This window comes from Liquorilactobacillus uvarum DSM 19971, assembly GCF_001434935.1.
Lineage (GTDB): Bacteria > Bacillota > Bacilli > Lactobacillales > Lactobacillaceae > Liquorilactobacillus > Liquorilactobacillus uvarum.
This window is the reverse complement of record NZ_AZEG01000001.1, coordinates 56,932-83,374: the sequence shown is the minus strand read 5'-3', so window position 1 is coordinate 83,374 and position 26,443 is coordinate 56,932. Positions and strand designations below refer to the sequence as shown.

At 38.4% G+C, this 26,443-nt stretch carries 20 protein-coding genes; 19 read left to right on the top strand and 1 reads right to left on the bottom strand.

The features are described from left to right. The 17 genes from FD20_RS00355 (at position 1) to murI (ending at position 21,257) form a co-directional block, all read left to right on the top strand. Entirely contained in the window at positions 1–1,086 is a 1,086-nt protein-coding gene (locus FD20_RS00355; protein WP_057735523.1) for a carbamoyl phosphate synthase small subunit, read from the top strand. Then, positions 1,079–4,267 (top strand): carbamoyl-phosphate synthase large subunit, encoded by a 3,189-nt coding sequence (gene carB, locus FD20_RS00350; protein ID WP_057735522.1) that lies wholly within the window; start codon positions 1,079–1,081, stop codon positions 4,265–4,267. Before FD20_RS00355 ends, carB begins: the two co-directional genes overlap by 8 nt. Positions 4,268–4,304: 37 nt before the next feature. Then, a complete protein-coding gene (locus tag FD20_RS00345) occupies positions 4,305–5,084 on the top strand; it encodes a dihydroorotate dehydrogenase electron transfer subunit (protein ID WP_057735521.1) in 780 nt (259 codons plus the stop codon). Next, positions 5,081–6,016, top strand: coding sequence for a dihydroorotate dehydrogenase (locus FD20_RS00340; protein WP_057735520.1), 936 nt, complete (start codon positions 5,081–5,083; stop codon positions 6,014–6,016). Before FD20_RS00345 ends, FD20_RS00340 begins: the two co-directional genes overlap by 4 nt. A 1-nt stretch (position 6,017) precedes the next feature. Beyond that, positions 6,018–6,734, top strand: a complete 717-nt coding sequence (gene pyrF / locus FD20_RS00335; RefSeq protein WP_057735519.1) for an orotidine-5'-phosphate decarboxylase — start codon at positions 6,018–6,020, stop codon at positions 6,732–6,734. Further along, the gene (pyrE, locus tag FD20_RS00330; protein WP_057735518.1) at positions 6,734–7,357 is read left to right on the top strand and encodes an orotate phosphoribosyltransferase; all 624 of its coding nucleotides are present in this window, start codon (positions 6,734–6,736) and stop codon (positions 7,355–7,357) included. The genes pyrF and pyrE overlap by 1 nt, the downstream gene beginning before the upstream one ends. A 146-nt stretch (positions 7,358–7,503) precedes the next feature. Next, positions 7,504–8,757: a serine hydroxymethyltransferase gene (gene glyA, locus FD20_RS00325; protein ID WP_057735517.1), complete on the top strand. Its 1,254-nt coding sequence runs from the start codon at positions 7,504–7,506 to the stop codon at positions 8,755–8,757. 622 nt (positions 8,758–9,379) lie between these two features. After that, positions 9,380–11,638, top strand: coding sequence for a formate C-acetyltransferase (gene pflB / locus FD20_RS00320; RefSeq protein WP_057735516.1), 2,259 nt, complete (start codon positions 9,380–9,382; stop codon positions 11,636–11,638). Between the two features lie 122 nt (positions 11,639–11,760). Continuing rightward, on the top strand, positions 11,761–12,558 hold the full coding sequence (gene pflA, locus FD20_RS00315; protein WP_057735515.1) for a pyruvate formate-lyase-activating protein: 798 nt from the start codon (positions 11,761–11,763) through the stop codon (positions 12,556–12,558). Positions 12,559–13,245: 687 nt separating this feature from the next. Continuing rightward, the gene (locus FD20_RS00310) at positions 13,246–13,860 is read left to right on the top strand and encodes a beta/alpha barrel domain-containing protein (RefSeq protein ID WP_187327333.1); all 615 of its coding nucleotides are present in this window, start codon (positions 13,246–13,248) and stop codon (positions 13,858–13,860) included. A 174-nt stretch (positions 13,861–14,034) separates the two neighbouring features. Then, positions 14,035–15,003: a LysR family transcriptional regulator gene (locus tag FD20_RS00305; protein ID WP_057735514.1), complete on the top strand. Its 969-nt coding sequence runs from the start codon at positions 14,035–14,037 to the stop codon at positions 15,001–15,003. Positions 15,004–15,039: 36 nt separating this feature from the next. Next, positions 15,040–15,960: a manganese-dependent inorganic pyrophosphatase gene (locus FD20_RS00300; RefSeq protein ID WP_057735513.1), complete on the top strand. Its 921-nt coding sequence runs from the start codon at positions 15,040–15,042 to the stop codon at positions 15,958–15,960. A 209-nt stretch (positions 15,961–16,169) separates the two neighbouring features. Further along, complete coding sequence (locus FD20_RS00295; protein ID WP_057735512.1) at positions 16,170–16,937, top strand: DeoR/GlpR family DNA-binding transcription regulator; 768 nt, start codon at positions 16,170–16,172, stop codon at positions 16,935–16,937. A gap of 355 nt (positions 16,938–17,292) precedes the next feature. After that, a complete protein-coding gene (locus tag FD20_RS00290) occupies positions 17,293–17,622 on the top strand; it encodes an ASCH domain-containing protein (RefSeq protein ID WP_057735511.1) in 330 nt (109 codons plus the stop codon). Between the two features lie 523 nt (positions 17,623–18,145). Then, on the top strand, positions 18,146–18,688 hold the full coding sequence (locus tag FD20_RS00285; protein WP_057735510.1) for a biotin transporter BioY: 543 nt from the start codon (positions 18,146–18,148) through the stop codon (positions 18,686–18,688). 434 nt (positions 18,689–19,122) lie between these two features. Further along, positions 19,123–20,289, top strand: coding sequence for a pyridoxal phosphate-dependent aminotransferase (locus FD20_RS00280; protein ID WP_057735509.1), 1,167 nt, complete (start codon positions 19,123–19,125; stop codon positions 20,287–20,289). A 182-nt stretch (positions 20,290–20,471) separates the two neighbouring features. Further along, on the top strand, positions 20,472–21,257 hold the full coding sequence (murI, locus tag FD20_RS00275) for a glutamate racemase (RefSeq protein WP_057735508.1): 786 nt from the start codon (positions 20,472–20,474) through the stop codon (positions 21,255–21,257). A 560-nt stretch (positions 21,258–21,817) separates the two neighbouring features. On the opposite strand, the gene FD20_RS00270 is transcribed toward murI, so the two are convergent. Continuing rightward, positions 21,818–22,768: a sugar-binding transcriptional regulator gene (locus FD20_RS00270; protein ID WP_057735507.1), complete on the bottom strand. Its 951-nt coding sequence runs from the start codon at positions 22,766–22,768 to the stop codon at positions 21,818–21,820. Positions 22,769–23,011: 243 nt separating this feature from the next. Here FD20_RS00270 and FD20_RS00265 point away from each other — a divergent pair, with 243 nt between their 5' ends. Both FD20_RS00265 and FD20_RS00260 read left to right on the top strand, forming a co-directional pair. After that, positions 23,012–23,818 (top strand): glycyl-radical enzyme activating protein, encoded by an 807-nt coding sequence (locus FD20_RS00265; protein ID WP_057735506.1) that lies wholly within the window; start codon positions 23,012–23,014, stop codon positions 23,816–23,818. A gap of 86 nt (positions 23,819–23,904) precedes the next feature. Continuing rightward, on the top strand, positions 23,905–26,355 hold the full coding sequence (locus tag FD20_RS00260) for a glycyl radical protein (RefSeq protein ID WP_057735505.1): 2,451 nt from the start codon (positions 23,905–23,907) through the stop codon (positions 26,353–26,355). Positions 26,356–26,443 lie beyond the last annotated feature (88 nt).

Sequence of the window (26,443 nt, the reverse complement as noted above, 5' to 3'; positions counted from 1 at the left end):
GTGGAACGTTATTTACTTTTAGAAGACGGAACGATCTTCAAGGGAGAAGGCTTCGGGGCACCGAGTACTACAAATGGAGAAGTTGTTTTTACAACGGGAATGACCGGCTACCAAGAAGCTGTTACCGACCAATCTTACTCTAACCAAATTTTGGTTTTTACCAATCCATTGATTGGAAACTATGGAGTCAATTTTGATGATTATGAATCTATTGAACCAACTTGCAAGGGAGTTGTCTGCCACGAGGTTGCACGTGTTTCAAGTAGTTGGCGACAACAGTCAACTTTCGCAGAATTTTTGGAACAAATGGATATTCCTGGAATTACAGGAATTGATACACGTGAACTGACTAAAAAATTGCGTTCCCATGGAACTATGAAAGGAAGTATTGTTGATGCCAAGGCTGATTTGGATCATGCTTTTGATCAGCTAAATGCAACAGTTATCAATCATGATCTTGTTCAACAGGTTTCAACTAGTAAAGCGTACCCTAACCCCGGAGATAAGCGGAATGTAGTTGTTGTTGATTATGGATTGAAACACAGTATTCTGCGTGAATTAGCGAAAAGAGGCTGCAATACAATCGTACTGCCGTATACAGCTACAGCTGAAGATATTTTTAAATTACATCCGGATGGAGTACTTTTATCAAATGGACCGGGAGATCCAAAGTCATTGACGCATGCTGTTGAGATGATTCGTGAAGTTGAGAAAAAATTACCACTTTTTGGAATTTGCTTGGGACATCAGTTATTTGCACTTGCTAATGGAGCCGATACTTTTAAGATGAAATTTGGACATCGTGGTTTCAATCATCCAGTTAAAGAAGTTGCAACCGGACGGATCTGTTTCACATCACAAAATCATGGTTTTGCTGTTCGTCCTGATTCAATTAATAATCAAAAACTCAATGTTACTTATCGTGAAATTAACGATGATACAATTGAGGGTTTACGGCATAAAGACTATTCCGCATTCAGTGTTCAGTTTCATCCAGATGCTGCTCCGGGTCCGCACGATGCAGATGATCTTTTTGATGATTTTATGCACATGATCGACGTAAGAAAGGATGAAAAGAATGCCTAAGAGAACGGATATTCATAAAATAATGGTAATTGGTTCCGGCCCTATCATCATCGGACAGGCTGCGGAATTCGACTATTCTGGAACACAAGCATGTATGGCGCTTCGGGAAGAAGGATATGAAGTTGTTTTAGTAAACTCAAATCCAGCCACAATCATGACTGATACAGAGATTGCTGATCGTGTTTACATTGAACCTTTAACGACCGAATCTGTTTCACGTATTATCCGTCAAGAATATCCAGACGCGATTCTGCCAACCTTAGGTGGTCAAACTGGTTTAAACTTAGCAATGTCGCTTTCTCAAACCGGTATTTTAGAAGAGTTTGAGATTGAGCTTTTAGGGACTAAGTTAGAAGCCATCAATCAAGCAGAGGATCGGGAACTCTTCAAGGAATTAATGACTAAGCTCGATGAGCCTATTCCAGAATCGAAGACTGTCAGCACAACTGAAGAGGCACTTGAATTTGCTGAAGAGATCGGTTATCCAGTAATTGTACGTCCAGCTTTTACAATGGGCGGGACTGGTGGCGGTTTGTGTGATAATAAGGCACAATTAGCTGAAATTGCAGCAAATGGTTTGGATTTATCACCAGTGACTCAGTGCCTGATTGAAAAAAGTATTATGGGATACAAAGAAATTGAATTTGAAGTAATGCGTGATAGTGCTGATAATACAATGGTAGTTTGTTCAATGGAAAACTTCGATCCTGTTGGGATCCATACCGGAGACTCAATCGTTTTGGCACCAACACAAACGCTGTCAGATCGTGAGTATCAGATGTTGCGTGATGTTTCACTGCGTTTGATCAGTGCATTGAAGATTGAAGGCGGATGTAATGTCCAGTTAGCCCTTGATCCACATAGCTTTAATTACGATGTGATCGAGGTTAATCCGCGTGTGAGTCGCTCATCGGCGCTCGCTTCCAAGGCAACTGGATATCCAATTGCTAAAATGGCTGCTAAGATTGCAGTTGGTTTAACGCTTGATGAGATAAAGAATCCTGTCACAGGGACGACGTTTGCTGAATTTGAACCAGCGCTGGATTATGTAGTTGCCAAGATTCCACGCTGGCCTTTTGATAAGTTTCCTCGAGCTAATCGCAAGTTGGGAACACAGATGAAGGCGACTGGTGAGGTTATGGCTATTGGGCGGACTGCCGAAGAAGCTATCCAGAAAGCTGTTCGTTCATTGGAAATCGATGAAGATGATTTGATATCATCCGAGGCTCAAGGAACTACCGATGAAAAATTAGAAGAAAAATTAGTACACGCACAGGATGACCGTCTCTTTTACATTGCAGAGGCCTTCCGTCGTAGCTATACTTTGGATGAAGTTAATGAGCTGACAAAAATAAATTACTATTTTCTTGATCTGATTAAGCATATTACTGAACTGGAAGTAGAGATCTGTAAGCATCCAAATGATAAAGATGTTCTGAAAAAGGCTAAAAGATATGGTTTCAGTGATCCAACAATTGCTAAATTATGGAATACTTCGACTGAAAAAGTGCGTACTTTCCGTAAAGAAACCGCGATATTGCCAACCTATAAGATGGTCGATACTTGTGCAGCTGAATTTGAATCACAGACACCATATTTTTATAGCACTTATGATTCTGAAAATGAAAGTGTTCCAACTGCAAAAGAATCAGTTTTGGTTATCGGTTCGGGCCCGATTCGAATTGGACAAGGCGTTGAGTTTGATTATGCAACAGTGCACAGCGTTAAGGCTATTCAAAAACTGGGCTATGAAGCAATTGTAATGAATAGTAATCCGGAAACTGTTTCGACTGATTTCTCTATTTCAGATAAGCTCTATTTCGAACCGCTGACACTTGAGGATGTTTTGAATGTAATTGAGCTTGAGAAACCAATAGGAGTAATAGTGCAGTTTGGTGGCCAGACGGCTATTAACTTGGCTGCGGATCTGCAAGATAATGGTGTTAAAGTACTTGGAACGAAGGTTGAAGATGTTGACAGGGCTGAAGATCGTGAGCTTTTCGATCAGGTTATAAATAACTTAGGTTTGAAACAGCCGGTTGGCAAGACAGCAACAACACAAGAGAAAGTTATCGAGACAGCAGAAGAGATCGGTTATCCGGTATTAGTTCGTCCAAGTTATGTTTTGGGCGGCCGTGCAATGGAAATTGTGAATAATGAAGACGAATTGAACGATTACCTTGAACAGAATGTCAAGGCAGCGATCGATCATCCAATATTAGTCGATGCTTACCTTGAAGGTCGTGAATGTGAAGTCGATGCAATTTGTGATGGCAAGGATGTATTATTGCCGGGAATTATGGAGCATATTGAGCATGCTGGAGTGCATTCGGGCGACTCAATGGCTGTCTATCCTCCCCAATCTTTCTCTGAGGCAATTAAACAGCAGATTGTTGAAGCAACCAAAAAATTAGCTGTTGCTTTGAAGTGTGTTGGAATCATGAATATTCAGTTCATCATTCATAACGATGAAGTTTATGTTCTTGAAGTCAACCCGCGTGCTAGTCGGACAGTTCCTTTCTTAAGCAAAATAACTGGAATCGAAATGGCACAGGTGGCAACGAAGGTTATTTTAGGAAAATCCTTAAATGCTTTAGGCTATGAATCAGGTTTGTATCCTGAAAGTGAATCAATTCATGTCAAAGCTCCAGTCTTTTCATTCAGTAAGTTGGAAGATGTTGATAGTTATCTGGGACCGGAAATGAAATCGACTGGTGAAGTTATGGGAAGTGATCATACTTTTGAGAAGGCACTTCTTAAAGCCTTCGCAGGAGCAAAAATGGAATTACCACTTAGCGGAAGTGTTCTGTTGACCATCGATAGTCATGACAAAAATATCGTCTTACCACTTGCTAAAAAATTCAGTCAGATCGGTTACCGTCTCTTTGCAACTGCTGGAACTGCCAGTTTTTTGAACGATAATGATCTACATGTTAAACAAGTCAATAAAATTGGTGAAGAAGGCGGAAATAGGATCGATATCCTGCAGTTAATAAGATCTGGTAAAACGCAACTTGTAATCAATACAATGGGGCACGATCAAGAAGTTACATCAGATGGTTTTACAATTAGACAAACGGCAATTGAACACAATGTTCCATTGATTACATCGCTCAATACGGCTGAAGCACTCATAAAAGCACTTGAAAATCGGACTTTTGCAACTGATGTAATGAAATAGATGGGCAACGATTGAATTCAAGCAGAGAGGAACTAAAATGCTGACTAAAAACGATTTTCAAATTATAGAACAACAAGAATTAGCACATGATATTTACCGTGTTATCCTGCATGGAGAATTCAATTACGCGGGAGTAAAGCCGGGATGCTTTGTGATGCTTAAGCTGCCCGATGAAGCATACCAGCTCAGGCGTCCATTGGCAATTGCTGCTTGTGATTCAGTTCAAAAAACAATAACGTTGATTTATCGCATAGTTGGGGATGGGATGCGTCTGCTGAGCAAACTTGCAGTCGGAACAATTGTGAATATACTAGGGCCACTGGGAAATGGGTTCTCTCTAGAAAATGTTGATGTTGGGACAGAGGTGCTTCTAGTAGGCGGAGGAACTGGTTTGCCGCCATTGATGATGCTTGCACAAGTCTTAAAAGAAAAAGGATGCAGGGTTTCAACTGCTGTTGGTTTCCGCACGGCTTCCATGATTTTTGGCGAGACAGAATTTGAACGCAGCGGACAACTATTATTGGCAACTGATGATGGTTCAAGAGGGTTCAAAGGCAATGTCGGTGAATTGCTTGCGTCTCAGACTACTGTTTCAAAATACACTAACGTTTATGCCTGCGGACCAGAGGGATTGCTGAAAATGGTTCAAACGCGTTTTGTGCCGACCGAGACAGCAATTTATCTTTCATTAGAAGGTAGAATGGCTTGTGGTGTAGGAGCCTGTGAAGCCTGTGTTGTATCAACAGGAGAGGGTACTTTTAATAAGTGTGTGTGTGTTGAAGGACCGGTTTTCAACGGACGGGAGGTCATATTATGAGAACTGATGAACGTCTTGCAATTGAGCTTCCAGGGCTAAAATTGAAAAATCCGGTGATGCCGGCCAGTGGATGTTTTGGTTTTGGTGACAATCGTTACGCTGAAATGTTTGATTTGAATGAACTAGGTGCAATCATTATTAAAGCAGCAACTTTAAAGCCGCGAATCGGTAATCCCGTCCCACGAATTGCTGAAACCAAAAGCGGGGTTTTGAACGCAGTTGGTCTCCAGAATCCAGGTGTTGATGTAATTCTCAAGGAAAAGCTGCCTGTTTTGCATAAGAAATATCCAGAGCTGCCAATTATTGCTAATGTAGCTGGTGCCACACAAGCTGAATATGTTGAAGTTGCAAAACGCTTGTCTGAATCAGGAATGGTTTCCGCACTTGAATTAAATATTTCTTGTCCAAATGTTCATGAAGGCGGAATGCTTTTCGGGACTGATCCGGTGATTGCGCAGCGGTTGACACAGGCTGTAAAAGAAGTTTCGCGGGTTCCGGTTTATGTTAAACTTTCGCCGAATGTTACTGATATTGTTGCCATTGCTCAAGCTGTTGCAGCAGGTGGAGCAGATGGATTAAGCATGATCAATACCTTGCTTGGAATGAGAATCAATTTGAAGACGCGGAGCCCCATTTTGGGCAATAAAACAGGTGGACTTTCTGGTCCTGGAATAAAGCCGATTGCTGTCCGGATGATTTATCAGGTCAGCCGTGCGGTCGATCTTCCAATTATTGCAATGGGAGGGATCGAAACAGCAGACGACGTACTTGAAATGTATATGGCAGGCGCCAGCGCGGTGGCAATCGGGACTGCTCACTTTAACAATCCAACTGCATGTCCTGATTTAATTAGAGAATTGCCACAAAAAATGGATGAATTGAAGATCGATAGCCTAAGTGAACTGATCACAGAAGTAAGGGGTGCTCAATAAAATGACAATTAAGCGACCAATCATTGCATTAGATTTTCCCAATCGGCAAGCCACAGAGACATTTTTGAATAAATTTCCAGCTGAGGAAAAGCTTTTTGTTAAAGTTGGCATGGAACTTTTTTACAGCGAAGGGCAAGAAATGGTTAAGGCAATTCTAGCTAAGGGACATGACGTTTTCCTTGATTTAAAATGTCATGACATTCCGCATACAGTTGAAAATACGATGCGTGTTATTGGAAAACTAGGAGTTAGCATGACGACACTGCATGCAAGTGGCGGCGGCGAAATGATGCGCGCAGCAAAAGAGGGATTGCTTGATGGCAGTGGTGGTAATAAAAATGCTAAGTTGCTGGCAATTACTCAACTAACTTCGACCGACCAGAAAATGGTGACTGAGGAGCAGCAGGTGGCAGTTTCACTTGAGCAAAGTGTCTTGCATTACGCCCGTTTGGCTCAAACAGCAGGAATGGACGGAGTGGTCTGTTCTGCCTATGAAGCAAATTCGATTTTGACAAAAACAAGCGCAAACTTTTTGCGTGTAACACCAGGTATCAGATTAGCTGGTGCTGATGTGGGTGATCAGAAGAGAGTTATGACTCCTGATCAAGCTGCGGCTCGCAAGAGCAGTGCAATTGTAGTAGGACGTGCAATTACGCAGGCAACAGATAGCGTAGCTGCATATCGATACATAAAAGAGATGTGGGAGGAAAACATTTAATGAAGCAAGTTGCTAAGGATCTTTTAGAAATTAATGCGGTGACTTTATCGCCAAATGAACCTTTTACATGGGCAAGTGGAATTAAGAGCCCAATTTATTGTGATAATCGGCTGACGATCAGCTATCCAGAGATAAGAACAAGAATAGCAAAGGGAATTGCAGATTTAATCAGAGAATCTTTTCCAGAGGTTGAAATGATTGCTGGAACGGCAACGGCTGGAATTCCGCATGCAGCTTGGATTGCACAGGAGTTAAATCTGCCTATGATTTATGTTCGTTCTAAACCCAAGGATCATGGCCGGGGTAAACAAATTGAGGGACACTTAACGGTGGGACAAAAAACGCTTTTAATCGATGATTTGATCTCAACTGGCGGCAGCGTACTTAAAGCTGTGGCGGCAGCTCAAAAAGAAGGTGCTGATGTGATTGGAGTTTGCGGAATTTTCAGCTATCAGTTGGATGCAGCCGATAAAAATTTTGCCGCAGCTAAAATACCTTTTGCAACCTTGACTAATTATGGAGAATTGATTGATGTTGCAGCTTCTGATGAACAGATAACTGCTTCTGAGAAGAAACTTCTTAAAAAATGGCGCCAGGACCCAGAGAATTGGTTGGAAGACTAGTCGTTTATTGATAAAAAAATAATGGGTAGAAATGTGTATTTAATTTTATTAATTTGAGGTTCAATTAAGGATAAGAATGCATTCGATTTTTGAATGTGTTCTTATTTTGCATATGTTACAATAAAAAATAATATGGAGGTGGCTAAATGAACTATAAAGATTTTGATCCGGAATTATGGAGTGCTATTGAAAAAGAAGAAAAAAGACAACAGAACAATATTGAATTAATTGCTTCTGAAAATATTGTTTCCAAGGCGGTTATGGCTGCTCAAGGAAGTGTTTTGACCAATAAGTATGCTGAAGGATATCCAGGCAAACGTTATTACGGGGGCTGCCAGTATATTGATATTGTTGAAAACTTAGCGATTGAACGCGCTAAAAAACTTTTTGGCGCAAAGTTTGTCAATGTACAACCTCACTCGGGTTCGCAATCAAATGCAGCAGCATATTTATCTTTGATCAAACCGGGAGACACTGTTCTAGGAATGGATCTGGCTGCTGGTGGACACTTGACACATGGTTCACCGGTGAATTTCAGTGGTAAAACATATAATTTTATCGGATATGGAGTTGATCAAGAAACGGAGAAACTTGATTATGCCCGTATTTTAGAGCTAGCAGAAAAACATCAGCCAAAATTAATTGTTGCTGGAGCAAGTGCTTATTCACGTAAAATCGATTTTGCCAAGTTCAGAGAAATAGCTGATAAAGTTAATGCAAAGCTAATGGTAGATATGGCACATATTGCAGGTCTTGTTGCGGCCGGGTTGCATCAAAACCCAGTTCCATATGCGGACATTACGACAACAACAACACACAAAACGCTACGTGGTCCTCGCGGTGGGATGATTCTAACTAACGACAGTAAATTGGCTAAAAAAATTAACAGCAACATTTTCCCTGGAACACAGGGCGGACCACTTGAACACGTGGTGGCGGCTAAAGCAGCTGCATTCAAAGAAGCTTTGGACCCTAGCTTTACACAGTATTCAAAACAAATCATCGCCAATGCACAGGCAATGGCAAAAGTTTTTGACAAAGATTCTGAAGCTCGTCTGGTTTCCGGTGGCACTGATAACCATCTACTGCTGGTTGATGTTCGTGATTTCGGTGTTAACGGTAAAGAAGCAGAACATCTTCTGGACAGCCTTAATATTACTGTCAATAAGAATTCAATTCCTTTTGAAACATTAAGTCCTTTCAAAACGAGTGGAATTCGACTAGGTACACCAGCTATCACAAGCCGTGGCTTCTCAACGAATGAGGCAAAGCAGGTTGCTGAGTTGATTGTTAATGCTTTAAAAAATTCGACTGATGAAGAAAAACTACGAGCAGTTAAAAAGCAAGTTAAAGAATTAACCGACGCACATCCAATCTATGCGCCTGATGCTGACCGCTGATAAAAGGAATTTGGGTAACAGTGAAGTACGAGTTGTTCCATAAGGACATGTTCCTTCAATAAATAATGCAAATTTAAATGTAGTTAGAGTATATTGATTGAAAATAGAAATTGCTAAATATAAGCGATAAATTATGAGAACAGTTCAAGTTTAGCTATAACTAATTTGCGGGCGAGCGCAGAAAACTTTTCTTCGGAATGTACAAAGTTAAAGCTAATTGTAGGGGAGTATGGCACAGCTAGTAAAATTTGAGTATTAACGCAAAATTATGAATACAGAGTGTTTTTTTGCTATGAGTAATTTAAAGTTAGACAGATAATTTTGACTTGTGGAACATATTTATCCGGAATTGATAATGAAACTAGATCAAAATTTAACTTTTGATCTAGTTTTTTTTGATCGTTAAAATTGAGAATAGAGTGAAATATTTTATATTTTGCAAAACTAATTGCTCAGCTATTCACATTGACGAACAACTTTAAATTCCTTACTATAGTTTAGAGAGACGTAATAAAGCTTGTAAAGTTTTAATTAATTAGTGAAAACGCTTGCTAAGAAAGCTTTTGAATGCTATTATCAGTGTGTAGAAAGCGCTTAACATATTAATAAGGAGGCTTTTAAGATGAAACAGATGGAAAGAGAAACTAGTCAAAAAGCATGGGATGATTTTAAGGGGGGACAGTGGCAGTCGGAAATTGACATTCGTGATTTCATTCAGCAAAACTATCATCAGTATAACGGTGATGAATCATTTCTCGAAGGGCCAACTGAGGATACAAGAATTCTCAATGATGAATTGACTAAGCTTAAGCTAAAAGAACGTGCTGCCGGCGGTGTACTTGATGCTGACACAAAAGTTGTTTCGACCATTACTTCACACGGGCCTGGGTACTTAGATAAGCAGCGCGAAAAAATTGTTGGATTGCAGACAGATAAGCCGATGAAAAAAGCTTTGATGCCATTCGGTGGAATTCGTATGGCAGCTGATGCTCTCAAGTCTTATGGTTTTGAGATTGATCCGGAAACAACACATATATTTACAGATATCACTAAGAGTCATAATCAAGGTGTATTTGATGCGTACACTCCAGAGGTCAGGCGTGCACGTCATTATAAAATAGTAACAGGCCTTCCAGATGCATACGGACGTGGACGTCTTGTTGGCGACTTTCCGCGCATTGCCCTTTATGGCATTGATCGGTTAGTTCAAGCTAAATTGAATGACTTAGATAATTATGGTGATCAAGAGATGACTGATGAAGTTATTCAAATGCGTGAAGAAATTTCTGAACAAATCAGGGCTTTGAATCAGATTAAAGAAATGGCTGCTTCATATGGCTTTGATATTTCCAAACCTGCGACAAATGCAAAAGAAGCTGTTCAGTGGCTATACTTTGGCTATTTAGCTGCTATTAAGCAGCAAAATGGCGCAGCAATGTCAATCGGGCGGATCGATACTTTCATCGATATTTTTGTCGAGAGAGATTTGAAGCGTGGCCTTTTAACAGAAAAAGAAGCCCAAGAGCTTGTTGATCAATTTACAATGAAATTGCGAATGGTATCATTTATTCGAACACCTGAATATAACTCCTTGTTCTCTGGCAACCCGATCTGGGCGACTTTATCTCTAGCAGGGATGGGAATGGATGGCGAGCACCATGTTACTAAGACAGCGTATCGTTTCTTAAATACGTTGAGTAACATGGGAGCTGCTCCAGAGCCAAATATCACCTTATTATGGTCGCAAAAACTTCCAGAGACGTTTAAGCGCTATGCAGCAAGTGTTTCGGTTGAGAGTTCAACGATCCAATACGAAAATGATGATTTAATGCTTAAACAATGGGGAACAGATTACTATGCAATTGCTTGTTGTGTGTCTGCACAGCCGGTTGCGGATGGAATTCAGTATTTTGGCGCACGTGCTAACCTTGCTAAGACGGTTTTATACGCAATTAATGGTGGTAAGGATGAGATTGGTGAAGCTCAAGTCGGACCAGCTTATGCGCCTATTACAAGTGAATACATTGATTACGATGAGTTTATGCAGAAGTTTGATGCGATGCTTGATTGGTTAGCAGATGTCTATGTTAATGCTTTGAACACAATTCACTACATGCATGACAAATATTACTATGAATCAGCCCAATTAGCTTTGAAGGACACACGATTGGATAGAACATTTGCAACTGGTATTTCAGGCCTTTCTGTTGCAGCAGACTCGATCTCAGCTATTAAGTACGGACATGTGAAAGCAATTCGTGATGAGAATGGGATCGCAGTTGATTTTAAAACAGATAAGGACTTTCCAAAATATGGTAATAATGATGAACGGGCAGATGAAATTGCGGTTTGGCTGGTTAAATCTTTGTTTACCAAGATGAATAAACATCATTTGTATCGTGGATCAAAATTATCAACATCTGTTTTGACAATTACTTCAAATGTTGTTTATGGTAAAAATACAGGGACGACTCCAGATGGACGTAAAAAAGGTGAACCTTTTGCACCTGGAGCTAATCCAGCTTACGGTGCAGAACAAAATGGAGCATTGGCATCACTTTTGTCTGTTGCTAAGATACCTTACAAATATGCAACAGATGGGATTTCAAATACTTTTGCTGTAACTCCAACGACACTGGGACATGATCCAAAATTACAAGAAGATACGTTGGTTAATATGATTAATGGCTACATGAAGAATAATGGACATCATTTGAACATTAATGTCTTCAAACGTGATACTTTGTTAGATGCACAGAAACACCCTGAGAAGTACCCAACATTAACAATTCGTGTTTCAGGATATTGTGTATACTTTGCAGATTTGACCAAGGAACAGCAAGACGATGTTATTTCACGTACGTTCCATGAAACAATGTAGTTGTGTTCTTTGATCCAGTTGATTAGTTGATTTTATAATAAGGAGGGGCTAAGGCAAAAATATTTTGTCCCAGTCGCTCCTTATGTATTTGTTAAGAGGATTCAACGAGAGGATGAGGAACAATGACGAAATCACCTTTACGTGAGAGAAAAGTTCCCAAACGAGATGGTCAAATTTTAGGCTTTGTTCATTCTACTGAGAGTTTTGGGGCAGTTGATGGGCCTGGAATCAGATTTGTGGCCTTTATGCAGGGATGCAATATGCGATGCCAGTTTTGCCATAATCCTGATACATGGAAGAAAAACGTTGGGACTGAAATGACAACAGACGAACTTTTAGAAAAAGCATTGCCTTTCCGTCAGTTTTGGGGAGACAAAGGTGGGATCACTTTAAGCGGAGGAGAGATTCTTTTACAAATTGAATTTGCAATCGAACTTTTTACTAAATGCAAGAAGTTAGGGATAAACACTTGTTTAGATACTTGTGGTCAGCCTTTTACCCGCAGGCAGCCGTGGTTTGGTAAGTTTCAGCGCTTAATGGAAGTAACTGATATTTTGTTAGTTGATATTAAACATATTAACTCCGATGAGCATCGTAAATTAACTGGTTATCGTAATGAAAATATTTTAGATCTATGTCAGTATTTGTCTGATACTAAAAAACCGGTTTGGATCAGACATGTGCTGATTCCTGAAAGAACTGATTTTGATAATTATCTTTCGGAGCTTGGGGATTATATTAAAACGCTTAAAAATGTTAAAAAGGTAGAGGTGCTTCCGTATCATACGATGGGTGTGCATAAATATCATGAAATGGGCATCAAATATAAATTGGAAGGAATTGAGCCTCCATCCAGCGAGAGAGTCGCAAATGCAGAAAAATTGCTACATGTGGATGATTATCAAGGATATCTCGATTGATATATCTTCTAAAGCAGCGCAGAGATAAGGCGCTATGATTATATATGAATAGCAGTCTATGACAACACGCATTAGGTTAAAAAAGCAGCCTTTGGAATGCAATAATGTCAAGTTTAATAATTATAAATCAAAGAGACTGGGGCAAGAGTGGCTTTGTCGCGGTCTTTTTATGCTGTTTAACAGTTAAGAATTTTAGAAATGTGAATATTATTAGTCATTAATCATTTGAAAGAGAGTACTAGCACGGTTTAAAAATGCAAATTATTTTTATGATAAAAAGAGTTTTAATTTATTTGCAAGCTGCTTTTTTTGTGGTACTTTTAAGACCGATACTAGTTAGTGACCAACACTTTAAGGAAATAATACTTTCTTCTGGCATTCTAAGTTATCTCAGCATCTGAAAAAAAACTCCTTGCAAGTTCTTATTTTTCAATAATTTAAATCATGATTTAATTGTCTTATTTGAAATGAGACCGTTACCAATTTTTTGAATATAATTCAACAAGAATACCATGCCAAGTGCATACAACACTGTCAATAGTCTAGAACTTTTTTATTCTGTAGGACTGTTTTCACAGCAAAAGACAGTGCTTGTTTTATTTACTAATTTTTAATTTTTGTGAGGTGATCAAAATAAATTCGTTCAAGTTCAATGTTTCAACTAATTTGAGGAAACAAATTATTCCGATGCCCTCAATAATCAAACAGGCGAGTGGCATTTACTTTATGGGACGTAAAGTTCGTTCTCTAGTATATACAACTGACATTGCCATTATTCGCAATACAAATGCAGATGCTATTTTGGCTGTTTATCCTTTCACTCCTGATCCAGCAATCATGCAGGCAATTAACATTGCTGCAGATAAACCCGTTTTCGCTGGCGTTGGCGGGGGGTTGACTAGCGGAAAAAGGTCTGCTGACATGAGTTTGTTTGCTGAAAGTTTAGGGAGTATCGGTGTGGTAGTCAATGCACCTACGTCTTCTGAAACAATAAAAATGATTGAAGATGTAGTCGATATTCCAATTTTGCTGACAGTAGTTTCCGGTGAAGTGGATTTTGATGAAAAATTTGCGAGTGGGATTGATGTTTTAAATGTGAGTGGGGGTCACAATACTCCAAAGATCGTTGCTGAGATCAGAAAAAAATACCCTGAAGTTCCAATTATTGCAACTGGTGGGCATTCTGATGAAACAATTACAGCAGTTCTTGAAGCGGGCGCAAATGCTATTACTTATACGCCGCCGACAACCAGCAGTTTGTTTGCACGAAAAATGCAGGAATATCGTGAATTTGGATTCTAACGAATAATAACTGGTAAGAGGTGTAAAAAGCAAGTAATTGCTATCAATATTTATATGTTAAAAGTTAATTTTTTGGTTGTCAAGACGGGTTGGTTTGTTTTATTATAAAGATATTCAATAAGTTTGAAGTAGCACTTACCATTAATAAAAATTAATAGAAGTGGGAAGGATATTATGAAAACGAAACAGGAAAACATTTTTTCTTCAAAAACCTTAAGTTATTTTCTGCAGCTTGCTGATACCATGAGTTATACCCAAGCAGCTCAAATTTTGGGAATAACACAACCTGCCTTGACCCAACAAATCAAGAAATTGGAGCGCAATGTAGGAGCTCCGTTATTTTACTCGGTTGGAAAGAAACTGCACTTATCGGATGCTGGCTACACGATGCTTGATGCTACCCATCAAATTTATGAAGCACTAAATAGAGCGACTGATGAGATTCAGCAGTCCACAAGTGCGACGCAAGGTGAAATAAGTATTGGTATCCTGGCTTCAATCGAGGATCGTGTTTTCAGTAATTTTGCGATCAATTACTATAAGGAAAATCATGACGTTAAAATTATTTTCCATATGCTGACTCGAAAGGAAATTTGGGAAAGACTCGAAAAAAATACGATTGATCTCGCTGTGATGTATCTTCCAGATGATAACATTAAGAATTGGAAGCCATACGCTGCCAAAAAGATAATTACGGAGGACCTGCTTTTTCTGCATCATGATGAAAAACTGTCAAAAAAGAGGCGAATCAAGCTTAAAGACACATTGGACAATGAATGGGTTACCTATCCTCCACTATATTATTTAAACAGTATCATTCGCGAATCTTACAAAAATGAGTTAGTAGATAAGCCTACTAGTGCTGCTCATTTTGCGACACCGGCCCAAATTTATCGTTTTGCGCTTGCTACAGGGGTTTATACGACTTTACCGCAGTCTTTTGTTTTGGCACATAATAATAAGAGGAAAGAGAAATTGTGGACAGCGTTATTTGAACCTGAAATATCCTTTGATCTATCTTTTGTATTTAGAAAAGATAAGGATCAAATTCCGCGAATCCAACATTTTCTACGCTCATTTGAAAATTATTTGACCGAGAAAGATTATATTTCCCGCTTGACAGAAATGAACAATGAAGGTTAAATCAAGATAGTAATAAAAAGAATGGAGATCAGTTTAATGAAAGAATTAGTTTTTGGACATAAAAATCCGGATACAGATGCGATTGTTGCTGCGAAAGCATTCTCGTATTTAGAAAATAAATTAGGGGCAGATACTGAAGCGGTTGCTTTAGGGGAACCTAATGAAGAAACAAAATTTGTTTTAGATCATTTTGACGAACCGGCACCGCGCGTGATTAGTAATGCTAAGGACGAAGTGGAAGCAGTAATGCTTGTTGACCATAACGAAGCTCAACAGAGTGTTGACGATATTGATCAAGTTCAAGTAACACATGTTGTAGATCATCATCGAATTGCTAACTTTGAGACAGCAGCCCCGTTATTTTATCATGCTGAACCTCTCGGCTGCTGCAGTACTATTATCTATAAGTTATTCAAGCAAAATGAAGTTGAAGTACCAGCTAAGCTAGCAGGATTGATGTTATCTGCGATTGTTTCGGATACATTATTGTTCAAATCACCTACAACAACCCCTCAAGATGAAAAGGCAGTTAAGGAACTAGCCAAAATTGCCGGTGTTGATTATGAAACATATGGTTTGGATATGCTCAAAGCAGGGACAAATCTAGGTAGCAAAACTGAAGAGGAATTGATTACTTCCGATGCTAAATCGTTTGAAATGGGTGGTAAAACAGTTCGAATCGATCAAGTTAACACAGTTGACCTTGATGAAGTGTTCGCACGTGAGGATGCTCTGCGTGCTGCAATTGAAAAGCAAAATCAGGAGAAGGGATATGATCTTTTCCTTTTAATGGTGACTAACATTCTGAATAGCGATACTCGTCTGCTTGTTATAGGCGAACCGCAAGAAGCTGTTTCTAAAGCCTTTGATGTTAAGATCGTTGATAATAAAGTGGATCTTCCAGGTGTTGTTTCACGTAAAAAGCAAGTTGTTCCTCCATTGGAAAAAGCTTTCTAGGCTGCCTTTTACAACGTTTGGATGTAAATTGAGAACAATAAAGAACAAGAAAGGGTTGGAGCGAATGAATCGTTTCCAACTTTTTTTGTATGAATCCTTTTTAGCGGTTTTGATAAGTAAATCATTACATTTGCTTGGAATTTTTTGCTTAAACAAGTATAATAAATAAGAGATTGCTTTGAAATACATAGGAGATTTGAGGTTGGTTTATGAGCCAAGAAAAAAGAGTTGAATTGATTAAACAACTATTAGAAGAACGTCAGGAATTAACGACCAAGGATATTATGTCAGAATTCGGTGTTTCTCAAGATACTGCTCGAAGAGATATTGTACTTCTTGATAAGCGTGGTGAAGTGAAACGGACACATGGTGGAATTTTACCGCTTGATTTTGGCAATAAAGTCCCCAATTTTCAAAGTCGTCTTGCACATTTTACACGGCAGAAAACCCAAATTGCGCTGGCTGCTGCTGACTACTTTCAAGCTCATCACGTCTATTTTGTTGATGCATCGACTATCTTGTTAAAAACATGTCAAAATCTGAATTTACCGATGACTGTTTTTACGCACTCATTGGATAATTGTATGGCATTGGCGGAAAAAAGCAAAATTACTGTCAAGACGTTAAGTGGAACGCTTGATCATCAGAATCGTTTCTTCTATTCAAACTCCGCGATTGAGGAGTTAAATAAAGTTGCCTTTGATACGGCGTTTATCGCAGCATCTGGAATCGACGAAAATGGTATTTACTTGTTGAATCAGGGAGATGCTGAAGTTGTTGGAACGGCGGTTAAACGTGCACGCAAAGTTATTTTAGTTGCGGAACATAAAAAATTCATTAATACATCTTATTACAGTATTTGTTCGCCGAATAAAATTTCAATGTTTATCACTGACAAGGTCTTAAGTGAGAGAGAGCGCAGTATTTTTCCAAAGAACACAGAAATTAGAATTGCTAGTTCTGATACGTTAAATTAAAAGAATTATTTTGTTTTAAAAGTAAAACTAGTGCTTTAGTAAAAAAAGAATAGTATTTTTGGGAGTAGCAAAAGTCAATCAATTAGACCTTTGTTACTTTTTTATATAAAGAAAACAAAGATAAAAGGTCTTTTTACTTGATAACTTTTAACAAAAAGAATAATATCTTACTTATATGATTTGGATGGTATAGGAATAGGGGCTGTTTTAATCTTTAGATAAAAGAAAACAGCACATGGTTTGCATTATGCGCTGGTTCTATCTGAAGATGGCAGCATATATTCAAAATAGGTACCTTATGTCAAGTAGTTTCTAAGCAACTAGTTAACTAACGTTTTGCGGGAGGTCGATTATTGTGGATATACTATTGGATGATTTGCTGTTTGAAAAGATTTCAAACGGTACCAAGACAGTTGAAATCTTTTTGAATGATGAGGAAATGAAGCATTTTAGTGTAGGTGATACACTTGCGGTTCATCGTAAAAGTGACAAAGAAGACATAATTCTAGCAAGTGCTTGGAGCATCAAAAAATTCAAAAAGCTTGCGGAAATTTATAAGTTGTACTCTGAAGAGGCAGTAGGGCTCAGTTTGGATGAACTAGTGCAGGTTTATCCGCAAAATGTGGTTAAGAAACACGGGGTACTTGCAGTGAAAATGAGGGTTTTAAAGGCGAATTATGATTGAATAATATTTAAGCTCAAGGACCTGAAGCCACTTGATTGCTGAAATTTTATCAAAAACATGAATTTTTGCAGCCTGGGGTTGAAATTTGAATTGTTTTTTTAGGTGGGGGATGTATCCCACGGAATAAGGAAGGTTAAGTTCTAAGATACCTAGGTCAACCTTGGGTAATGATGCTGAATAAAGCGTGGCGCTGGGTAACCGTCACATTCTGACCCAGTGCTTTGTTTTGACCTCATATTATTCGAATTAAAGTGTTCTAAAAGTCAATTGTTTCTGTTCAACCATAAATTACTCTTTTTCCAAATTGAGCTATCTTTGTAATTTTAAGTTAATGCTCAAAATCTAACGATTAGAGAAACATTTACTTCTTAACTAGAATTTAAAACAGCATAATTAGAAGTGAAATGACAAAAAATACTCTTTTCAGATTCGGTTAGTTAACCTCTGACTTAAAATTGGTTGACGTTCGAAAGAAGATACGCTATGATGAGGCTAACGAATCTTATTGAAGGAGTTTTTTTTAATGTTATCAAAAGGAAAAATACATAAATTAACACTGGCTGGTCTTTTACTGGCAGCACTGGTTATTTGTTCACAAATTACAATCCCCTTGCCAATTGTTCCACTTACATTGCAAACTTTTGCGATAGGCTTAATCGCATCATTACTTCCAACGCTCTATGCTTTTGAGGTGGTTATTGCATACTTGATTCTAGGAGCTGTCGGTTTGCCTGTTTTTGCTGGCTTTTCCGGTGGAGCAGCTGTTTTGGTTAGCCCTACAGCTGGGTATCTGTATTCTTTTGTGATATACGCTCTTGTAGCTTCACTATATTTAAAGTTCCGTGGACGTAGGGCAGTAGATCTGTTTATAGCTAACGTACTGGGAGCAGGGCTGAATCTTATTATAGGTTCACTGTGGATGGTTTTGATGCTGAACATGTCTGTTAAAGCAGCCTTTATGACTGGCTTAGTTCCGTTTATTATCCCTGCTTTGGTTAAGGTTGCGCTTGTTGTCATAATTGCTTCTCGGTTGCAGAAAATTACGCGGTTTAATATTGCTGCTTAGATGTTGATGGGGAGCTTTACTGGACTAAAAGTGCATCCACGTTTTTTAGGGGAGCGAAGGAGTTAACTTATCTTCGGAATTATTGATTTTTACGTTAAGTGCTGCAATAGCAGTAGATTTTGTGAATAGACAACCTAAATCTGGTTGAAAAAAATGTTTTTTATAATAATGAAAACAAAAATTGAAGATTAAATTCAGAGGAATGTGACAAGATGTTAATTTTGTCGTTTTCTCTGGTTTTTTTATGCCTTAGATTCAATTTTCTAGCTGTAAAAGAAGCGCAGTTGATTAAAAAACAAATTGTCTTTATTAATTTAAAAATTGCTTAAAGTTAAAACAAGCTTTAGCGCATTCTTTTCCTTTGATATCGTGATATAATTAAAAGAAATGGTTTTCTCAGATTCTTATCTTATTTTTTTATGGGGAGATATAAAATGAAAAGGAATAAATTTAATAATCGAATTGAACAAATTGCAGTTTCTGATATTCGACAGTTTGATACAGAAGTCAGCAACATTCCAGGTGTCATTAAGTTGACGTTGGGTGAACCGGATTTTAATACACCCGATCATATTAAGAAGGCTGCAATTAAAGCGATTGAGGAGAATCATTCTCATTACACGCCTAATGCGGGTATTCCGGAATTAAGAAAAGCTGCTGCTGCTTATTATAACGAAAAATTCGATTTTAATTATAAACCAGAACAGATTGTAACAACTATTGGAGCGACAGAGGGAATAGCTGCCAGTCTGCAGACGATTCTGAATTCAGAAGATGTTGTTATTGTTCCGACACCGATTTTTCCAATTTATATTCCTGACACTTTAGTTAATCGTGGTCGTGTGATTACAGTTGACACTAGCGAAGATAATTTTATTTTGACACCTGCTCGTCTGCGCAAGGTTTTTGAAGAATATCCGCTGGCTCATGTAAAAGCAGTTGTTTTAAACTATCCAAGCAATCCGACTGGTGTTGCTTATTCACGTGAACAGCTAAAGGGTCTGGCAGAAGTTATCAAAGAACAGGATATCTGGGCAATCAGCGATGAAATATATGCAGAACTTTCATACAACAAGAAGCATGTTTCACTTGCTGAATTTGCACCTGACAATACAATCGTCATTAATGGCTTGTCTAAGTCACACGCTATGACCGGGTGGCGTATCGGCTATATTATGGGGCCTCAGGATTTCATTGAACAGGTTGTCAAGTCACATCAATACATGGTAACTGCTCCGACGGCTAATGCACAGTATGCAGCTTTAGAAGCCATGAAGAATGGTAAGAAAGACAGTGCAGTTATGCTGAAGGAATATGCTAAGAGACGGGATTTCTTAATTAATGAACTCAAAAAAGTCGGTTTTAGAATGGCGAGTCCAGATGGAGCCTTTTATATTTTTGCCAAAATTCCAGCAAATTGTATGCAGGATTCGTGGAAGTTTGTGCGTAGTCTAGCACGGGATGCTAAAGTTGCTTTGATTCCCGGTATATCTTTTGGAGCTGGTGGCGAAGGGTACGTGCGGATTAGCTATGCTGCTAGTATGGAGAATTTGCAGGAAGCGGCCAAACGAATTCAAAAATATGTTGCTGCACAGGCATAGATGTTGAATTGCAAAGGGTAATCAATTATTAAGAGATTTTAGAAGAGTAGAGTTTTATTCATCAGTGTGAGGCTCTAAGGTAACAACTAGTAGAGGGCCTGAGAATTTTGATTCGATTCTTGGGCTCTTTGCTTGTCTAGTTTTATGTAATACAAATAATTTTGAAAAAGGAAGTTGAAACTATGGAGAACTCTAAAAAGAATCTTCCAGTCGGAGTTTTCGATTCAGGTGTCGGTGGAATTAGTGTTTTGCGCAACTTGCACCAACTAATGCCCGCGGAAGATTTTATATTTTTTGGCGATTCTAAAAATGCACCTTATGGTATCAAAACGACTGAAGAAGTTAAAAGGCTAAGTTTTGCAATCGTTGAGCATTTTTTGAGAAAAAATGTCAAAGCTATTGTGATTGCATGCAACACGGCAACAAGTGCTGCAGTTGATGACATTAGAGTTCGTTATCCTGAGCTGCCAGTTATTGGTTTAGAACCAGCCGTTAAACCAGCTGTTGAACGCAAAAAAAACTCGCATATCTTAGTTATGGCGACTCCACTGACGTTGCGTGAAGAAAAATTTACTGAGTTGATGGAAAAATATGAGAAAGATGCGACATTGATTCCGGTACCGGCTCCGACTCTAGTTGAGTTTGTTGAGCGTGGTGAATTAAATTCAGAAGAGGTACATGCATATCTTAAAAAGCTTCTTACAAAATATAAAGGGAAAACTGATGCAATTGTTTTGGGGTGCACGCATTTTCCATTCATCAAAGAAGCTGTTAGAGATGTTGTAGGACCGGAACCGTTTATTGTTGACGGAGGTCCGGGTGCGGCACGTGAATTACAGCGTGTCCTAAAAAGTAAAGATTTGTTGCGCACTGATATTCATCAAGGGCAGGTCGAATTTTTCAATAGTGAACCTGGCAAGGCTAAGATTGAATTGAGTGAAGCACTTTTTAATGCTTTGAAGAAGTAGCGAAACATTGAAATACATTAATTCATATAATACAAAGTTTAAAAATAGGGTTGAGCTGGGATAAATTCTTGGATCAGCCTTATTTGTATACACAAAAAATCAGTCGCGTACATATAGCTTGTGCAGAAATACGCCCAACCGTTAATTTTATTCTTGTATTTATGTTGTCGTTTCAAAAAATAATCTAATCAATCTAACTGCGAATTCTCCATAATTTTCGTTTCTTTTGACTGTGCAGTATGAAACAAAATTTGAAAGCGAATAATTATGATAGGAAACATTGTTCGATTTTGCACTTTTGTGCATATTTTAATGAATTTACAGAACAGTCAAACTGTCACCAAGTACTGAAACAATGGAGTTTAGTCTGATTAAGGAATGAGTAAATTTTTTGGGTTCTTTACTTATATTGATATTGAAGATAATAGAACGTATACTTCAATTAAAGGAAGCGCTTCCCTAAATACCGATGAAATGAGAAGGATATGGATTTAAACATGTTTACAAAGTGCTATAGATTTATTTATTGACTAGTAAACAAAGATAGATTGTGAATCTTTTTACTTTGTTTTTTGCTTCTTTAAATATGTTAGAAGACGGGTACCAGTCTCTTCATCAGTAATCAAAACATCGAGAATGTTTAATTTCAGTAGTGCAGCTATTGAAGGTACTTTAGCCAATGAACGTGCTACACCAACTACTGTTTGGGCTTTTTGAAGAGTGTGTAGCGGAATTGCGATTGTGCGGTTAAGCGGTTCGCCTCGAAGAATCTTACCATTCTTATCGAAAAAAGTGCAACAGCAATCACCTATTGCTTTTCGTTCTTTTAAAAATTCGATATCTTTTGCGGTCAGCAGATTGCGCCAACTACTTGAATAGCCTTTTAGAGGGCCGCCGATCCCGACTAGAGCAATATCCAAATTATCCCACGAACGTCTAAGCGGTTCGAAACGAGGTGAAGAGACAAAGCAAGTGCGGGCATAGGCTGATTCTTGAATAACTGGCGTATCAATAAACAGGCTTTTACCACCGAGCTGGCGGGCAAAATCATAGATAATTCCATTAACATGATAGCCGCTGTTAGCAGCACTCGGCCCGCCAACCAATGGAACAAAGAGTGCATCAGTATTTCTAAAATTATGCAGCTGACCAACCATTCCAGCTAAAGCACTGCCCCATGCAAAACCTACAGTTGCTTTAGGAAAAATGATCTGACGCAGATATTGGGCAGCTTTAGCAGAAAGTTGTTTATTCTTTTGTTTGCTGTTTTTGGCAATTAAGACATTTTTTAAGTGACCTAGCTTTTTAAGTTCTAATTCTAAAGCAAAAATACTAGTGTCAAAACCATTAATTTGAATGGAAACAATTTTTTCACGTTGTGCCTGTTTCAAAAGGCGACTGACGGTTGTACGGTAGATACCTAATTCCTGTGAGATTTGTTTTTGACTGTATTTTTTTATGTAATAAAGATAGGCTATTCTGGCTAATAATTCTCGCTTGTTTGTATCCATAATTTCATCCCTTAATTTTTAAACACGTTTTGAAAGCAGTTATAGATGCGGGCAGCATTACGAAAAGGTGCTGTATAGTAGGGTGATTTCAGCATTTGAATTATACCTTATTTAGATACAAAACAAAAATATTTGTATTATAAAATAGTTGCTGGATGCCTAATAACGAAGATATAATGCCGACTTTAATTTATTTAAAAATCAAAATAGTTAATGGTCTTCCGGATAGAAGGGAGAGGTATCATGACAATTAAACAAGGAACGGACAAGACAAGGAAAGGTTTAATTTTTAACATTCAAAAGTTCAGTTTAAACGATGGACCGGGTATTCGAACTGTTATTTTTTTCAAAGGTTGTCCTCTACGCTGTGCATGGTGTGCCAATCCAGAATCTCAAAGAAAAAAAACCGAGAAAATGTTTGATGAAGTCAAAAATTGCAGCACGATAGTTGGCAAGTATAAAACGGTTTCTGAGCTGATGAAGATTATTATGCAGGATAAAGATTTCTATGACGAATCAAACGGCGGTGTGACATTTTCTGGTGGGGAAGTTCTGTTCCAAGCACCGTTTGCTATCAAGCTTGCGGAAGCAATTAAAGCTCGTGGGATCCACCTGGCATGCGAAACAACGGGTTTTGCCAAACCAGAAGTTTTTAATGAATTTTATAAGTATATGGATTTAGTTTACTTTGACTGTAAGCAATGGAATCCAGTGCTTCATAAAAAAGGAACTGGTGGAACCAATGAACTGATTTTGAAAAATATGCAGACTTTGGTTGCGTCTGGAAGAAAATATTGTATCAGAATTCCAGTTATTCCTCATTTTAATTACACCAATGAAGACGCAAAACAATTTGGAAAACTTTTTCGTAAAATAGGGGTAACAGAAGTTGAACTATTACCATTTCATCAGTTTGGATTAAAAAAGTATACGGAGTTGGGAAGAGAGTATGAACTAAAAAATGTGGCCCAACTGCATGCAGAAGATTTATTGGAATACCAAAAAAGATTGCAGGAGGCAGGGGTAAAAGTCAAAATAAACGGGTGGTAAAGGCAGCAGCATTGGAGTCCGACTTAGGAGTATGTTTGTTTTTGAATAATGGTTATGTTTAATGAAATTCAAGGAGGTTGTCTAGTATGTGTACAACAATTACTGCAGATCAAGAAGTATTTGGACAGAATGTCGGAAATTTTGGGAAATTGACACCTAAAATGCATAATTATCGGGAGTCGATCCTTGATGCCAAGCCATACGTTGATCCTGAAAGAGCTATATTAACAACAGAGGCGTATAAAAAGTATCAAGATCAGCAGGTTGATATCATTAGAGCACGTGTTTTAGAACATGTCTTAGAAAATATGACGATTTATATCGAGAAAGACACGCTTCTGGCAGGAAATCAGGCATCACATAATCGCTGGGCTCCAGTTTTTCCAGAATATTCCATGAACTGGGTTATTGACGAGCTAGATACCTTCGAAAAGCGCTCTGGGGATGTATTTTATATTACAGAAGAAGCCAAAAAAGAGTTACGTGAAATTGCACCTTTTTGGAAGCATAATACTCTGGAAGATCGTGGTTATGCTTCCTTTCCACCACAAAGCCGTCTTTTTTATGATTTAGGATTGATTGGAGCTGATGGTAATATAACTTCGGGTGATGGACATATTGCAGTTGATTATGAGCATGTTATCAATAATGGACTAGTTTCATATGAAAAACGAATTAAAGAATTGATGAAACAATTGGATCTCACTGATATCAAACAACAAAAGAAACTTTATTTCTATCAGGCAGGTTTGATTGTCATTAATGCAGTTAGAGGTTTTGCGGAAAGATACGCCGACTTGGCTGAAGAGCAAGCAGCTCAAACCATTGAAAAAAAACGCAAAAACGAATTGCGTGAAATTGCGAGAATTTTGCGTAAAGTACCTTATCAGGCATCTAGTACGTACCAAGAGGCGGTACAAGCGATTTGGTTAACACATCTGGTACTGCAGATTGAATCCAACGGGCATTCAGTATCTTACGGGCGGCTGGATCAGTATCTTGATCCATTTTATGAAAGAGATATTGTGTCTGGCAGAATCACTGCGGAAAAAGCAACCGAATTGCTGACAAATTTATGTATTAAGACTTTGACCATCAATAAAGTTCGTTCATGGGCACATACAGAGTTTTCAGCCGGTAGTCCGCTATATCAAAACATTACAATTGGCGGTCAAACAAAGGATGGACGCGATGCAGTCAACCCAATGTCATATCTTATCTTAAATGCAATTGTGCAGGCTCATTTACCACAACCTAATCTGACAGTTCGTTACCATCATGGACTCAGCGATCATTTTATGCGTCAGTGTGTTGAAGTGATCAAAAAAGGTTTAGGAATGCCGGCTTTTAACAACGACGAGATTATTATTCCGTCATTTATCAAGCGTGGAATAAAGAAGGAAGATGCATACAACTATAGTGCGATCGGTTGTGTTGAAACAGCCGTTCCAGGTAAATGGGGTTACCGTTGTACTGGGATGAGTTTTGTTAATTTTCCACGGACATTGCTGATTGTTATGAACGGTGGCAAAGATCCAGAATCTGGTAAACAGCTACTTCCAAATTATGGTCATTTTACTAGAATGAAGTCATATGCAGAATTAATAGCATCATGGAATAAGTCACTAAGAGAAATTACGCGGCAGAGTGTCATCATAGAAAATAGCTGCGACCTGGCTTTGGAACAAAACTATCCGGATATTTTGTGTTCTGTTTTAACTGAGGATTGTATTGGACGTGGAAAAACGATTAAAGAAGGCGGAGCAATCTATGACTTTATCAGTGGATTACAAGTTGGTATTGCTAATTTAGCCGATTCACTGGCTGCCATCAAAAAACTGGTCTTTGAAGAACACCGCATTACGGCCAAGCAATTATGGCAGGCACTGCAAGACAATTATCAAGGAGAAGGCCAAGAATCAATTCGTCAAATGCTGATCAATGAAGCACCAAAATACGGTAATGATATTGATGAGGTCGATCAATTAATTGTTGATGCGTATCAACCTTATATTGATGAAATCGCGAAGTATAAGAACACACGGTATGGCAGAGGACCAATTGGTGGCTTTCGATATGCCGGAACATCTTCAATCTCTGCGAATGTTGGACAAGGACACAGCACATTAGCAACGCCAGATGGAAGATTTGCTCGAACACCATTAGCTGAGGGCTGCTCACCAGAACATGCGCTGGATGTGGATGGACCAACTGCTGTCTTTAAATCAGTATCTAAGCTGAATACGAAGGCTATTACTGGTGGTGTTTTGTTGAATCAAAAAATGTCGCCTCAGATTTTACGCAGTGCAGAGAACTGTGAGAAATTGGTAATGCTATTGCGTACTTTTTTCAATCGACTTCACGGATACCATGTTCAATATAATGTTGTTGCTAGAGAAACTTTGGTTGATGCTCAAAATAATCCAGATAAGCATCGTGATTTAATTGTTCGTGTGGCCGGTTATTCGGCATTCTTTGTTGGTTTATCTAAAGAAACTCAAGATGATATTATCGAAAGAACGGAACAAACTGTTTAATACGATGTTTTGTTGGCAAATGAGCAGTTGGGTTAAATTTTTGACTTAATAGATTTTATATTACGGTCGATAGATGAAATTAAAAAAG

Coding starts and splice junctions, on each gene's coding strand:
- carB (WP_057735522.1), top strand. CDS start 1,079: ATGCCTAAGAGAACGGATATTCATAAAATAATGGTAATTGGTTCCGGC.
- FD20_RS00345 (WP_057735521.1), top strand. CDS start 4,305: ATGCTGACTAAAAACGATTTTCAAATTATAGAACAACAAGAATTAGCA.
- FD20_RS00340 (WP_057735520.1), top strand. CDS start 5,081: ATGAGAACTGATGAACGTCTTGCAATTGAGCTTCCAGGGCTAAAATTG.
- pyrF (WP_057735519.1), top strand. CDS start 6,018: ATGACAATTAAGCGACCAATCATTGCATTAGATTTTCCCAATCGGCAA.
- pyrE (WP_057735518.1), top strand. CDS start 6,734: ATGAAGCAAGTTGCTAAGGATCTTTTAGAAATTAATGCGGTGACTTTA.
- glyA (WP_057735517.1), top strand. CDS start 7,504: ATGAACTATAAAGATTTTGATCCGGAATTATGGAGTGCTATTGAAAAA.
- pflB (WP_057735516.1), top strand. CDS start 9,380: ATGAAACAGATGGAAAGAGAAACTAGTCAAAAAGCATGGGATGATTTT.
- pflA (WP_057735515.1), top strand. CDS start 11,761: ATGACGAAATCACCTTTACGTGAGAGAAAAGTTCCCAAACGAGATGGT.
- FD20_RS00310 (WP_187327333.1), top strand. CDS start 13,246: ATGCCCTCAATAATCAAACAGGCGAGTGGCATTTACTTTATGGGACGT.
- FD20_RS00305 (WP_057735514.1), top strand. CDS start 14,035: ATGAAAACGAAACAGGAAAACATTTTTTCTTCAAAAACCTTAAGTTAT.
- FD20_RS00300 (WP_057735513.1), top strand. CDS start 15,040: ATGAAAGAATTAGTTTTTGGACATAAAAATCCGGATACAGATGCGATT.
- FD20_RS00295 (WP_057735512.1), top strand. CDS start 16,170: ATGAGCCAAGAAAAAAGAGTTGAATTGATTAAACAACTATTAGAAGAA.
- FD20_RS00285 (WP_057735510.1), top strand. CDS start 18,146: ATGTTATCAAAAGGAAAAATACATAAATTAACACTGGCTGGTCTTTTA.
- FD20_RS00280 (WP_057735509.1), top strand. CDS start 19,123: ATGAAAAGGAATAAATTTAATAATCGAATTGAACAAATTGCAGTTTCT.
- murI (WP_057735508.1), top strand. CDS start 20,472: ATGGAGAACTCTAAAAAGAATCTTCCAGTCGGAGTTTTCGATTCAGGT.
- FD20_RS00270 (WP_057735507.1), bottom strand. CDS start 22,768: ATGGATACAAACAAGCGAGAATTATTAGCCAGAATAGCCTATCTTTAT.
- FD20_RS00265 (WP_057735506.1), top strand. CDS start 23,012: ATGACAATTAAACAAGGAACGGACAAGACAAGGAAAGGTTTAATTTTT.
- FD20_RS00260 (WP_057735505.1), top strand. CDS start 23,905: ATGTGTACAACAATTACTGCAGATCAAGAAGTATTTGGACAGAATGTC.